The organism is Pantoea leporis, assembly GCF_028048155.1.
Taxonomy (GTDB): Bacteria; Pseudomonadota; Gammaproteobacteria; order Enterobacterales; family Enterobacteriaceae; genus Pantoea; species Pantoea leporis.
The window spans coordinates 224,993-238,123 of record NZ_JALMEU010000004.1; the positions used below are offsets into that span (position 1 = coordinate 224,993).

The 13,131-nt window shown below is 54.7% G+C and carries 11 protein-coding genes; 1 reads left to right on the forward strand and 10 read right to left on the reverse strand.

Annotated features, from left to right (window positions below):
- Positions 1–129: 129 nt before the first annotated feature.
- Positions 130–438: a stress response protein ElaB gene (elaB, locus tag MWH02_RS13715; protein WP_101763663.1), complete on the reverse strand. Its 309-nt coding sequence runs from the start codon at positions 436–438 to the stop codon at positions 130–132.
- 291 nt (positions 439–729) lie between these two features.
- Here elaB and MWH02_RS13720 point away from each other — a divergent pair, with 291 nt between their 5' ends.
- Positions 730–2,388, forward strand: a complete 1,659-nt coding sequence (locus MWH02_RS13720; RefSeq protein WP_101763662.1) for a glucan biosynthesis protein D — start codon at positions 730–732, stop codon at positions 2,386–2,388.
- Between the two features lie 29 nt (positions 2,389–2,417).
- Here MWH02_RS13720 and MWH02_RS13725 read toward each other — a convergent pair whose 3' ends face one another.
- From MWH02_RS13725 to nuoG, 9 genes are all read right to left on the reverse strand, one after another.
- Complete coding sequence (locus MWH02_RS13725; RefSeq protein WP_101763661.1) at positions 2,418–2,870, reverse strand: GNAT family N-acetyltransferase; 453 nt, start codon at positions 2,868–2,870, stop codon at positions 2,418–2,420.
- Between the two features lie 189 nt (positions 2,871–3,059).
- Positions 3,060–4,517: an NADH-quinone oxidoreductase subunit NuoN gene (nuoN, locus tag MWH02_RS13730; RefSeq protein WP_271460847.1), complete on the reverse strand. Its 1,458-nt coding sequence runs from the start codon at positions 4,515–4,517 to the stop codon at positions 3,060–3,062.
- A gap of 6 nt (positions 4,518–4,523) precedes the next feature.
- Positions 4,524–6,044, reverse strand: a complete 1,521-nt coding sequence (gene nuoM / locus MWH02_RS13735) for an NADH-quinone oxidoreductase subunit M (RefSeq protein WP_101763660.1) — start codon at positions 6,042–6,044, stop codon at positions 4,524–4,526.
- A gap of 84 nt (positions 6,045–6,128) precedes the next feature.
- Positions 6,129–7,964, reverse strand: coding sequence for an NADH-quinone oxidoreductase subunit L (gene nuoL / locus MWH02_RS13740; RefSeq protein WP_271460848.1), 1,836 nt, complete (start codon positions 7,962–7,964; stop codon positions 6,129–6,131).
- On the reverse strand, positions 7,961–8,263 hold the full coding sequence (gene nuoK, locus MWH02_RS13745) for an NADH-quinone oxidoreductase subunit NuoK (RefSeq protein WP_007889334.1): 303 nt from the start codon (positions 8,261–8,263) through the stop codon (positions 7,961–7,963). Before nuoK ends, nuoL begins: the two co-directional genes overlap by 4 nt.
- A complete protein-coding gene (gene nuoJ, locus MWH02_RS13750; RefSeq protein WP_008105138.1) occupies positions 8,260–8,811 on the reverse strand; it encodes an NADH-quinone oxidoreductase subunit J in 552 nt (183 codons plus the stop codon). Before nuoJ ends, nuoK begins: the two co-directional genes overlap by 4 nt.
- A gap of 10 nt (positions 8,812–8,821) precedes the next feature.
- Complete coding sequence (gene nuoI / locus MWH02_RS13755; RefSeq protein ID WP_007889332.1) at positions 8,822–9,364, reverse strand: NADH-quinone oxidoreductase subunit NuoI; 543 nt, start codon at positions 9,362–9,364, stop codon at positions 8,822–8,824.
- 11 nt (positions 9,365–9,375) lie between these two features.
- Positions 9,376–10,353: an NADH-quinone oxidoreductase subunit NuoH gene (gene nuoH, locus MWH02_RS13760; protein ID WP_008105140.1), complete on the reverse strand. Its 978-nt coding sequence runs from the start codon at positions 10,351–10,353 to the stop codon at positions 9,376–9,378.
- The gene (gene nuoG / locus MWH02_RS13765; RefSeq protein WP_271460849.1) at positions 10,350–13,073 is read right to left on the reverse strand and encodes an NADH-quinone oxidoreductase subunit NuoG; all 2,724 of its coding nucleotides are present in this window, start codon (positions 13,071–13,073) and stop codon (positions 10,350–10,352) included. The genes nuoH and nuoG overlap by 4 nt, the downstream gene beginning before the upstream one ends.
- Positions 13,074–13,131 lie beyond the last annotated feature (58 nt).

Sequence of the window (13,131 nt, forward strand, 5' to 3'; positions counted from 1 at the left end):
TCCCTGTCGCTTTACTGTAGGAAGCGCGCAGGCGAAACACAATCGCGGATGATGCGAAACAGGGATTTAACGGGAAAAGCGGCGAGGAAATTAGGAAGCGGGCGCGAAGCGTGTCGCGCCCGTTGGAGCTTATCGTCGAGCCAGCAGTAAACCGACAAACAGGCCAGCGGCGGCACCGATGCCAATCCCCTGCCACGGTTTTTCATGCACATAATCATCGGCGCGATAGGCCGCGTTTTTGGCACGATAGTAATAGCTGTCTGACGCATGGCTAACGCGCGATTTCACGTCTTCCAGCGCTTGTTCAGCTTTGAGTTTCAGCTCGATATATTTCTGATCGGCCGGATCGCCTGATGCGCGTAACACTTCTTCCAGCGTTTCCGTTAGCAGCGCCAGGTCGTCGTCAAGGTGCGTTTCAAATTGATCTGAAGATGACACTATGTAGTTCCTCCATGTTCCTTGCTCGTTGTGGTTTAACTATAGTCATAAATTGCAGATTTGCTGGGTGGCGATTGCAAGGTTTTCACCGAGTTTCATCCACCGCAGTGCAAAGTTGTGTCATGTACGCTGCCGCTACGCGAATTCTGCTTCGCTTATTTGATTAATCTGATAAATTTTCCGCAGACTGAATTATTTATGTTCACGACTGTCGTAACCCCCTGTAGTCAGACGCTTCTCGTCTTACGAGAGTCAAAATACACCCGAGCAGCTAAGGATTAGATTTCCGGCATGAATCGTAGAAAATTTATGAAAGCGTCCATGGCCCTCTCCGCTGTTAGCGGCATGACGGGTCTCTCCACGCTGTTTGCACAATCCGCCTGGGCCGATGATGGTATCGCCGACGGTACCGCGGTTCGCTTCGATTTCGACTCACTGAAAAAGAAAGCCTCCGCGCTGGCAAAACAGCCCTGGGGCGGCGCCCCCGGCCCCTTGCCCGACACCCTGGCCAATCTCACTCCGCAGGCCTATAACGAAATTCAGTACGACGCTAACCACTCGCTGTGGAATAACATCCCCGATCGTCAGCTGGACGTGCAATTCTTCCACGTCGGTATGGGCTTCAAGCGCCGCATCCGCATGTTCTCGGTCGATGCGCAGAGCCGTGAAGCGCGCGAGATCCACTTCCGTCCGGAGCTGTTCAATTATCACAACGCCAACGTTGATACCAGGCAGCTGGTCGGTAAAACCGATCTCGGCTTTGCCGGTTTCCGTGCGTTTAAGAAACCTGAACTGGCGCGCCGCGATATCGTCTCTTTCCTTGGCGCCAGCTATTTCCGTGCGGTTGATGAAACCTTCCAGTACGGCCTCTCCGCGCGCGGCGTGGCGGTCAACACCTTCAGCAACGGCAAAGAAGAGTTTCCGGACTTCACCGCGTTCTGGTTCGAAACACCAAAAGCGGACGACACTACTTTCGTGGTCTACGCCCTGCTGGATGGCGCGAGCGTCACCGGTGCCTACAAGTTCACCATTCACTGCGAGGAGAAACGCGTCGTGATGGAGGTGGAAAACCACCTGTTTGCGCGTAACGACATTCGCCAGCTTGGCATTGCGCCAATGACCAGCATGTTCAGTTGTGGCACCAACGAGCGCCGCATGTGTAACACTTACCATCCACAAATCCACGACTCCGATCGTCTGGCGATGTGGACCGGTGAAGGCGAATGGATTGCACGTCCGCTGAACAACCCGCAGCGTTTGCAGTTCAACGCCTATCAGGACGAAAACCCGCGTGGTTTTGGCCTGTTGCAGCTCGATCATGACTTCAAAAATTATCAGGATGTGATTGGCTGGTACGACAAACGTCCAAGCCTGTGGGTAGAACCGATTGGTAAATGGGGCAAAGGCGCCATTAACGTGATGGAGATTCCTACCACCGGGGAAACGCTGGATAACGTGGTGTGCTTCTGGCAGCCGTCAGAACCGGTGAAAGCCGGTAGCGAGTTCAGCTTCCAGTACAAACTCTACTGGAGCCAGTTGCCACCAGTGCGCAGTGGTTTGGCGCGTGTCGATGCCACGCGCACCGGTATCGGCGGCTTCCCGGAAGGTTGGGCGCCAGGCGAACACTTCCCGGATACCTGGTCACGTCGCTTTGCCATTGATTTTGTCGGTGGCGATCTGAAAGCCGCAGCGCCGAAAGGTATTGAGCCGGTGATTACCGTTTCAGAAGGCACATTTAAGCAGGTTGAGATTCTCTACGTCGAGCCACTCAACGGTTACCGCATTCTGTTTGACTGGTATCCAAACAGCGACTCGACCAAACCGGTTGATATGCGCCTGTTCCTACGTACCAAAGATGAAACGCTGAGTGAAACCTGGCTTTATCAGTACTTCCCGCCGCCGCCAGATCAACGTAAATACGTTGATGACCGGCAGATGACGCCAGGCTGATGATTGACGGCGAGGAGCAATCCTCGCCGTTATGCTTTTTGCATGCCGATGTGCGGAATGTCATCTTCCATGTAGACTTCAGTCACCGCTTTAAAGCCCAGACGACCGTAGAACCCTTCCAGATGTGCCTGCGCAGAGAGATAAATAGCGCGCTGCGACCAATACTTTTCACAGCTCTCCAGCGCCTTCTCCATCAAGCGATAGCCCAGCTTCAAACCGCGTGCTTCTTCAGAAACAATCACACGACCAATCATTACCGGCGCAGAGTCTAGCGCTGGCGTTAACACGCGCGCATAGGCCAGCAGCTTACCGTCGAGAAATCCGAGAATGTGGCGATTTTCGGCAGCTAAATCCTGGCCATCAATATCCTGATAAGGACAGTTTTGTTCCACGATGAAGACATGATTGCGCAGTGCCAGCAAAGTGTAGAGTTGTTGCGCTGTCAGTTCACTGTGGTGGCAATCAAGCCAAAGCATTTCCATGGTGCTTCCTTGTCTGAGCGAAAAAAGGGATCCGATGAGAATATCACACCGGCTACGCCAAACGCAGTGAGCAGCAGCGGCAGCTGAAAACCTCGTGGTGACTCTGTGCTCAACCTCTCACTACGCCGTGAACTGCAGGCAAAAAAAATCAGGCCCGCAGGCCTGATTCAGTGGTTTCGTAAATCTGAATTACATCAGTGGCTGAGCCATCTGCACCAGTGTAATCAGCGGCTGCGGATAAACACCGAGCAGCAGCACCAGAATCGCAGAGATCAGTACCACAACGCCGCCGGCAGTAAATGCCCAATTGGCTTGCGTATCGCGGTTGTGCAGTTCCGGCGGGCTGAGATACAGACTCACCGTCACACGCAGATAGTAGTAAAGCCCAATCGCACTACCCGCTACTACCGCACCACTCAACCACCACAGATGTGCGTTCACACTCGAGGCGATAACGTAGAACTTACCGATGAAGCCGAGCGTCATTGGGATACCCGCCAGTGACAACATCATCACCGTCATTACCGCAGACAGAATCGGACGATGCCAGAACAGACCGCGATAGGAATAGAGCGTATCGGCATCCGGACCGCGATATGGGCTCGACATCAGGCTCACTACGCCGAACGCGCCAAGGCTGCTGAACAGGTAACCGGCCAGATAAACGCCTGCGGTTTCCAGCGACAGCTGATGGGTTTTCACCGCAATCAGCGCCACCAACAGATAACCAAGGTGCGCGATAGAGGAGTAACCGAGCAGACGCTTGATGTTGCTCTGGGAAATCGCCATCAGGTTGCCGAACAGAATCGACGCAAACGCAATGATGCCCAGCACGGTACGCACCGCTTCGCTGTCAGTGACGGGCGCGTACATGAACAGGCGCATAATCACACCAAAGATGGCGATCTTGCTGGCGGTAGCGAGGAAGGTTGAAACCGGCGCTGGCGCACCCTGATAAACATCTGGCGTCCACAGGTGGAAAGGAACCAGCGACAGTTTAAAGCCCAGTCCGATAATCATCATGCCCAGACCGAGCAGCAACAGCGGCTCCTGAATCATGCTATCGCTCAGACTTTTGCCCAGCTGCACAAAGCTCAGGCTGCCGGAATCAGCATAAATCAGCGCGATACCGAACAGCAGGAATGATGAGGCCGCCGCCGACAGAATGGTATATTTCAGCGACGCTTCCAGCGAACGTTTCTGGCGGAAAGCATAACCAATCAAACCAAACAGCGGCAGTGACAGCAGTTCGATACCGATGAACAGCGCTGCCAGATGATTGGCGCTCGCCAGCACGATCCCGCCGAGTGCTGCAATCAGCACCAGCAGATAGAACTCATCTTTGTTATCCGGGAAACCGGCCAGCCACGGATAAGCGAAGGTGCAGGTGGCTAAACTCGCCAGCACCACCAGTGCGGTGTAGAACATCGAATAGCCATCAACGCGCAGCAGCGGCGTGACGTCCATCGCTCCCGCCTGGCCTACAAACCACAGAGAAAACAGCGCAATGTTAAGTCCGATCACCGTCAGCGTGGCATTAACAAAGTGATTGCGTCGCCACGCAATGGACAGCATCACCACCACCACCGTCAATCCGACGATCAACAGCGGCAGTAACGCGATCATATGTTGAGGAGTTATTGTCATGGCGAATTACGGCCTTGTAGTTGAAATTGAAGCGGTAAACCACTGCTGAATATTGCTCATCGCAGCATGGGATGTGTCGAGGATCGGCTGAGGATAAATCCCCAGCAGCACCAGCAACACCACCAATACGCCGATAGTCATGAACTCACGCGGTGACATGCCTGGCAGCGGATCTTTCGACTTTGCTTCGCCGAAGTAAGCGCGCTGCATCATGATCAGGGAGTAAACCGAAGCAAACACCAGACCAAAGGTTGCAATGACGATAATCACCGGCACCACCTGGAAGCTGCCGGTCAGAATCATAAATTCACCAACAAAGTTACCGGTGCCCGGCATACCGAGGTTTGCAACCGCGAAGAACAGTGACAGACCCGGAATCCATTTGATACGTGACCACAAGCCGCCCATCTGACGAAGGTCGCGGGTGTGCAGACGCTCATACAGCTGACCACACAAGATGAACAGTGCCGCAGCAGAGAGACCGTGCGCAATCATCTGAATCACCGCGCCCTGGAAGGCCAGCTGGCTGCCAGTGTAGATGGCGATGAGCACGAAGCCCATGTGCGAAATAGAGGTGTAAGCGATCAGTCGCTTGATATCAGTTTGTGAGAATGCCATCCACGCACCGTAGAAGATGCCGATGATACCCAGCCACATGGCAATCGGTGCGAACTCTGCTGACGCATTCGGGAACAGCGGCAGGCTAAAGCGCAGCAAACCGTAAGCCGCAGTTTTTAGCAAGATACCTGCGAGGTCAACTGAACCAGCGGTTGGTGCCTGGCTATGCGCATCGGGTAACCAACCGTGTAATGGCACCACCGGCATTTTCACCGCAAAGGCAATAAAGAAGCCAAGCATCAGCAGATATTCAACGGTGTGCGACATCGGAGTTTTCAGCAGCTCTTCGTAGCTGAAAGTCCATACGCCGGTGGCGTTGTAATGGACAAAGACCAGCGCCAGAATCGCCACCAACATGATCAGACCCGATGCCTGGGTGTAGATGAAGAACTTGGTCGCCGCGCTGATACGCGTTTTACCGTCGGATGCTTTATGGCCCCACAGTGCGATGAGGAAATACATCGGCACCAGCATCATTTCCCAGAAGAAGAAGAACAGGAACATATCGATGGAGAGGAACACGCCAATCACACCACCGAGAATCCACATCAGGTTGAGGTGGAAAAAGCCCTGATATTTCTCAATTTCGTTCCAGGAACACAGCACCGCCATCAAACCGAGCAGTCCGGTCAGCACCACCATCAGCAGCGACAGACCATCAATTGCCAGATGGAAGTTGATGCCAAAGCGCGGAATCCACGGTACGGAGAAAGTCGATTGCCATTGCGGAATGCCCGCAGCCTGCGTCAGTGAATAGCCTCCCTGCAACCACAGCTGCAGACCAAGCGCTAGCGTCAGGCCCATGGTGATCATGGCAATCCAGCGCGGAACTTTTGCGCCAAGACGCTCCGCAAGCCAGCAGAGCAAGCCACCGACAAAAGGTATGATAATTAGCCAAGGTAATAACACGGCAAACTTCCCTTTTTATTGCCTTACTTCAGGCAATTTTTGACATTCTAATTGGGCGAGCGAACCCGCCCCGCTCATCAATCTTTAAATCACCAGCAGCAGCGCCAGCACCACAACGGCACCCACACTCATCGAGGCCACGTACCAGCGCAGATAACCGTTTTCGCTCACCACCAAACCTTTGTTACCAACACGCGACAGCAGCGCAGGCAGGTTCATCAGTGAGTTAAGCGGATCGCGCTTCAGCAACCAGGCAATGCCGAGATAAGGTTTTACAAACACCTTGTCATACAGCCAATCGAAGCCCCAGGCCGCGAACCACCAGGTGCCGAAGAAACGACCCGGCGCGCTGTTAGCAATACTGGTCACCAGTTGACGTTTACCCAGCCACAGAGCTGCTGCGATCAGGATACCGACAATGGCCACCACGCCTGAGGTGATTTCCAGCATCACTTTGCCGCCTTCACCAAACTCGTTCTGCGGCAGAACACCCGCCAGAGGAGGCGTGATCAGCGCACCAATAAAGGTGGAGAGCACCATCAGAACAATCAGCGGCAGGTGATGCGTAATGCCTTTACCGGCGTGAGCATGAATTTTCTCTTCACCGTGGAACACGATAAAGATCATGCGGAAGGTGTAGATCGAAGTGAGGAATGCACCCACCAGACCCGCCACCATCAGATTGATGTGACCATTCGCCATCGCACCAAACAGGATTTCATCTTTACTGTAGAAACCTGCGGTGATCAGCGGCAGCGCAGCCAAGGCGGCACCGCCCACCAGGAAGCAGATATACACCAGCGGGATGCTCTTACGCAGGCCGCCCATTTTGAAAATATTCTGCTCGTGATGGCAGGCCAGAATGACCGAGCCTGAAGAGAGGAACAGCAAGGCTTTGAAGAATGCATGCGTCATCAGGTGGAAAATCGCCGCGTCCCATGCCTGCACGCCAAGCGCGAGGAACATGTAGCCGATCTGACTCATGGTGGAGTAAGCCAGCACGCGTTTGATGTCGGTTTGCACCAGCGCAGCAAAACCTGCCAGCACCAGAGTAATCGCACCAATGATACCCACCAGATGCAGCACTTCCGGCGTCAACAGGAACAGGCCGTGAGTACGTGCAATCAGATAAACACCGGCGGTTACCATGGTCGCGGCGTGAATCAGAGCCGAAACCGGGGTTGGACCGGCCATCGCATCCGCCAGCCAGGTTTGTAATGGCAGCTGTGCAGATTTACCGACCGCGCCCCCCAACAGCATCAGGGTTGCCCACTGCAGCATGTGGTTGTCTGCAGCGAAGTGCGCGGGTGCCAGTTCCACCAGTTCGCGGAAGTTCAGCGTGCCCAGCTCGTTGTAGAGGATGAACAAGGCGAAAGCGAGGAACACATCACCGACACGGGTGATGATAAAGGCTTTCATCGCCGCTTTGCCGTTCTCTGGATTCCTGTAATAGAAGCCAATCAGCAGATAGGAGCACAGGCCCACGCCTTCCCAACCGAGATACATCAGCATCAGGTTATCGGCCAGCACCAACACCACCATGCTCGCGATGAACAGGTTGGTGTAAGCGAAGAAGCGCGAATAACCCTCTTCACCACGCATGTACCATGAAGCGAACATGTGGATGAAGAAACCAACGCCGGTGACGACGGACAGCATGGTCAGAGAAAGACCATCCAGCACCAGATTCACTTTAATGTCAAAGTTGCCGACGTGAATCCAGGTCCACAGCGCCTGAGTGAACGGCTGCTGCCCCTGATTGAAGAAGTCGAAACCGGCATAAATAGTGGTTAATGCGGCAAGACCAACAGAACCCATACCGATTGCTGCCGACAGGTTCTCCGACCAGCGACCGCGTGAAAACGCCAATAGCAGGAAGCCAATCAGCGGAAATAATACGGTTAAATAGAGAAGATTCATCCGCGCATCTCGCTCACTGTGTCAATGTTCAGCGTCTGACGACGACGATAGAGCTGGAGCAACAGCGCCAGACCAATACTCGCTTCCGCCGCCGCAAGGCTGATCGCCAGGATGTACATCACCTGACCATCAGCTTGTCCCCAATAGCTGCCTGCTACCACCAGCGCTAACGCGGAGGCATTGATCATGATTTCCAGACCAATCAGCATAAACAGGATGTTACGACGCAGCACCACGGAGGTCAGGCCGAGAACAAACAGCACAGCGGCCAGCATCAGGCCGTGTTGTAACGGGATCATGCGTGATCCTCCTTATTTGCTTGCGCATCAGCTTGACGATTGCTCAACACTTCGCCGTGACGCTCTTCACGTCCAATATGGAAGGCCACGACCAGACCCGCGAGCAGCAGCATCGATGCCAATTCAACCGCCAGAACATAGGGACCAAACAAGCTGATACCGACTGCTTTCGCGTCGATGACGGTGCCATCAATGCCCTGATCGGTTGCCGTGCTAATCGCGTAAATCATCACTGCCAGCAGCAGTAAAGAGACGATGCCCGGACCAATCCACAGCGAAGGTTTGAGCCACTCGCGCTCTTGATCCTGCTGAGTTTTGCCGAGGTTCAGCATCATCACCACAAAGACGAACAGCACCATGATGGCACCCGCGTAGACGATGATTTCCAGTGCACCGGCAAAGTAGGCGCCCATTGAGAAGAACACGCCGGCAATCGACAGCAGCGAAACGATCAGGTACAGCAGCGCATGTACCGGATTGGTGTGGGTGATGACGCGCAGCGTCGTCAGCACCGCCACCAGTCCGCAAAGATAAAACGCAAATTCCATACCTGGCTCCTTAAGGTAACAACCCTTTGACGTCGATCGGCTTGGCTTCGTTTTCCGCTTCGCCCTTCTCTTTTCCGTCGATCGCCATACCAGCCATACGATAGAAGTTGTACTCCGGATATTTACCCGGACCGGAAATCAGCAAGTCTTCTTTCTCATACACCAGATCCTGACGCTTAAACTCACCCAGTTCGAAATCGGGTGTCAGCTGAATCGCGGTGGTTGGGCAAGCCTCTTCACACAGGCCGCAGAAGATGCAGCGTGAGAAGTTGATGCGGAAGAACTCCGGATACCAACGTCCATCCTGCGTCTCGGCTTTTTGCAGTGAGATACAGCCGACAGGACAAGCTACCGCGCATAAGTTACAGGCAACGCAACGCTCTGCGCCGTCCGGATCGCGCGTCAGCACGATACGGCCACGGTAACGCGGCGGCAAATAAACCGGCTCTTCCGGATACATTTGGGTTTCGCGCTTGGCGAAGGCATGCATGCCTATCATCCAGATACTGCGCACTGTCGTGCCGAAGCCAACGACAATATCTTTTAAAGTCATCTCAATGTCCCTTACTGCGCGGTGTACAGAATCACTGCGGCGGTCGCCAGCAGGTTCAACAGCGTCAACGGCAGACACACTTTCCAGCCGAACGACAGCACCTGGTCATAGCGTGGACGCGGCAGCGCAGCACGAATCAGGATAAACATCACCATAAAGAACGCTGTTTTCAGAGCGAACCAGATGAATGGCGGCAGGAACGGGCCGTGCCAGCCACCGAAGAACAGCGTCACGATCAGCGCTGAAACGGTGGTGATCGCCACGTATTCACCGACGAAGAACAGGCCGAACTTCATACCGGCGTATTCGATGTGGTAACCGTCCGCCAGTTCCTGCTCCGCTTCTGGTTGGTCAAACGGATGACGGTGACATACCGCTACGCCCGCGATGCAGAAGGTAAGGAAGCCGAAGAACTGAGGAATGATGTTCCACAGATGCGCCTGGCTTTCGACAATGGCATTCATATTGAACGAGCCGGCTTGCGCCACCACGCCCATCAGTGACAGACCAAGGAACACTTCGTAGCTCAGCGTCTGCGCCGATGCACGCATCGCACCCAACAGTGAGTATTTGTTGTTACTCGACCAGCCAGCGAACAGCACCGCATAGACCGCCAGGCCCGCCATCATCAGGAAGAACAGCAGACCGATGTTCAGATCGGTGACCATCCAGGTCGGCGAAACCGGCACAATGGCAAAGGCTAGCAGCAGCGATACGAAGGCGATAACCGGTGCCAGCGTAAAGATGAAGCGGTCGGTAAACGGCGGAACCCAGTCCTCTTTAAAGAACATTTTGATCATGTCAGCAGCCAGCTGCAGCGAACCGCCCCAGCCAACACGGTTTGGTCCATAACGGTTCTGCCACAGGCCGAGCAGACGACGCTCGGCGAAACTCATGAAGGCACCACAACCGACAACCACCAACAAGATGACCAGCGCTTTGCCGATGTTGATCAGGATTTCAATAACGTCCGGTGTCAGCCAACTCATTGCGCGGCCTCCTGCAGTTTGTCAATTTGCGCACCTGAGAGGAACGGCGGCACGCCCGGCATACCGAGCGGTAAACCAACCTGCCCTGCTTGCAGCGACGCAGAGAAACGTACCGGCAAGCGTAGTGTTTCGCCTGCACACACCAGCTCCACGGAAGAACCGCTATTAACGCCCAGTTTCTCAGCATCAGCCGGGTTAATCACCAGCGTGGCCGGGGACATGCGTTTCTGGAAGGTGGTTGAACGCTGGGTCATCTCCTCGCTACCAAACAGCTGGTAGTAAGGTGCGACGCGCCACTGGCTGCCTTCAACAAAGCTTTCCGGAATGGCGGTAAACCACGGCAATGAACGATCGCTGGCTTCAAACAGACGCACGCCCGGATCGCCATGACGCAGTTTGCCGCCCACTTCAGCCTGGAACTTGTTCCATGCCTGCGGTGAGTTCCAGCCCGGCGCCCAGGCAAATGGAATCTGCGAACGCGGTGCGCTGGGCTGGTTGTTACCTTCCATCGAGAAGGCAAACATGGTGTCTTTATCTTGCGGCTGACGCGGTTCATGCACGCTGATGTTGGCGCGCATCGCAGTACGGCCACTGTTGCGGTGCGGTGAACGTGCCAGTTTTTGACCGCGGATACGGAAGCTGGCGTCTGGCGCAGCATCCTTGATGCCTTTCAGCTGTGGCAGCGCCGCAACGGTGGCATCAATCACGTGATCCAGCTGAGTCCAGTCAATGTGACGGCTCTCAACCGCGCTGTGCAGCGAACGCAACCAGCGCCAGCTCTCCAGCATCACTACGCTGTCATCGTAATAAGCGGGATCGTAAACCTGGAAAAAGCGCTGCGCGCGGCCTTCGTGGTTGATTGATGTGCCATCGCTCTCCGCAAAGCTGGCGGTTGAAAGTACCAAACCGGCTTTTTCCAGCGTTGCGGTACGTTGATGATCGACCACAATCACGTTAGCGGTGGTATCGAGCGCCGCATCCACGTTGGCTTTCGGCGCATGACGATAGAGATCGTTTTCCAGCACCACCAGCGCATCGGCTTCGCCTTTACTCAGCTGTTCCAGTGCGCTATCCAGCGATTGACCGCCCATCAGGCCGAGGCCAAAGCTGTTCGCCGCACCCGCGAGGAAGGTAATACCGACATCGGCACCGCGTGCTTTCAGGGCTTTTGCCACGTTAGCAGCAGCTTCAATCATCGCGATGCTACCGGAATGGGTACCGGAGATAATCAGCGGTTTTTTTGCACCTGCCAGCGCCTGAACCACCACGTCAACTTTGCCGTTCAGTTTGCTGTCGAAGCCGCTGACTGCCGGCGCGCTTTCATCCAGCGCATTGGCAATGGCGAAGCCGAGACGCGCCTGATCTTCCACCGGTGCGCGATAGCTCCACGCAGCGATATCATCCAGGCGGGTTTCGTCAACATTGGTTACGAACAGCGGATGTTTGGCATGCTGACCGATGTTAAGGATTGCCGCGATCTGCCAGTCAGCCACTTTCTGTGCCGCAGCCATCTCACGCGCTTTACCTTTTACTGCCTGACGTACAGACAACGCCACGCGTGCGCCAACCTGAGTCAAATCTTCACCCAGCACCAGCACCGCATCGTAGCTCTCAATTTCGCGCAGTGATGGCGTGTAGATGCCGCCGTCCTGCAGGACTTTCAGCATCAGCTCAACGCGAGCCTGCTCACCGGCTGGCATACCGGTTGAGAAGTTTTCTGCGCCAACCAGCTCACGTAACGCGAAGTTGCTTTCAATGCTGGCGCGCGGAGAACCGATACCAATGACTTTTTTCGCCCGACGCAACACATCCGCCGCCGCATTCACCGCTTGTTCAGCATTCAGGCTGACCCAATCGTTGCCGCGTTGCTGTACCGGATGACGTGGACGATCTTTGCGGTTGACGTAGCCGTAACCGAAACGACCGCGATCGCAGAGGAAATAGTGGTTTACGGTGCCGTTATAGCGGTTTTCGATACGACGCAATTCGCCATAGCGTTCGCCCGGGCTGGTGTTACAACCCACGCTGCACTGCTGACAGATGCTTGGTGCGAACTGCATATCCCATTTACGGTTATAGCGTTCGGAGTGCGTTTTATCAGTGAATACGCCGGTCGGACAGATTTCCACCAGGTTACCGGAGAATTCGCTTTCCAGCGTGCCATCTTCCGGACGACCAAAGTAGACGTTGTCGTGAGCGCCATAAACGCCAAGATCTTTGCCGTCGGCATAATCTTTGTAGTAACGCACGCAGCGATAGCAGGCGATACAGCGGTTCATTTCATGCGAAATGAATGGGCCGAGATCCTGATTCTGGTGGGTACGTTTAGTGAAGCGATAACGACGGAAACTGTGTCCGGTCATTACCGTCATATCCTGCAGATGGCAGTTACCGCCCTCTTCGCACACCGGGCAGTCGTGCGGATGGTTGGTCATCAGCCATTCCACCACGCTTTCACGAAACTCTTTCGCTTCGCCATCGTCGATGGAGATAAAGGTGCCGTCCGACGCTGGTGTCATGCAGGACATGACAAGGCGACCGCGTGTATCTTCGGCATTCTGGAATTGCTTCACCGCGCACTGGCGGCAGGCCCCTACGCTTCCCAGCGCCGGATGCCAGCAAAAATAAGGAATATCAAGGCCCAGAGAGAGACACGCCTGTAGCAGGTTGTCCGCTCCGTTCACATCATATTCTTTACCGTCTACATGGATTGTAGCCATAGTGAACATGCTTCCGTAAGGCTCGCCCTAAGACGAGCGTTAAACATCTAATTCTTTC

What these genes read in the sequence shown, in the direction of transcription:
- nuoH (WP_008105140.1), bottom strand. Translation starts at nt 10,353, where the DNA reads ATGAGTTGGCTGACACCGGACGTTATTGAAATCCTGATCAACATCGGC.
- nuoL (WP_271460848.1), bottom strand. Translation starts at nt 7,964, where the DNA reads ATGAATCTTCTCTATTTAACCGTATTATTTCCGCTGATTGGCTTCCTG.
- MWH02_RS13725 (WP_101763661.1), bottom strand. Translation starts at nt 2,870, where the DNA reads ATGGAAATGCTTTGGCTTGATTGCCACCACAGTGAACTGACAGCGCAA.
- nuoI (WP_007889332.1), bottom strand. Translation starts at nt 9,364, where the DNA reads ATGACTTTAAAAGATATTGTCGTTGGCTTCGGCACGACAGTGCGCAGT.
- nuoJ (WP_008105138.1), bottom strand. Translation starts at nt 8,811, where the DNA reads ATGGAATTTGCGTTTTATCTTTGCGGACTGGTGGCGGTGCTGACGACG.
- nuoG (WP_271460849.1), bottom strand. Translation starts at nt 13,073, where the DNA reads ATGGCTACAATCCATGTAGACGGTAAAGAATATGATGTGAACGGAGCG.
- nuoN (WP_271460847.1), bottom strand. Translation starts at nt 4,517, where the DNA reads ATGACAATAACTCCTCAACATATGATCGCGTTACTGCCGCTGTTGATC.
- MWH02_RS13720 (WP_101763662.1), top strand. Translation starts at nt 730, where the DNA reads ATGAATCGTAGAAAATTTATGAAAGCGTCCATGGCCCTCTCCGCTGTT.
- nuoK (WP_007889334.1), bottom strand. Translation starts at nt 8,263, where the DNA reads ATGATCCCGTTACAACACGGCCTGATGCTGGCCGCTGTGCTGTTTGTT.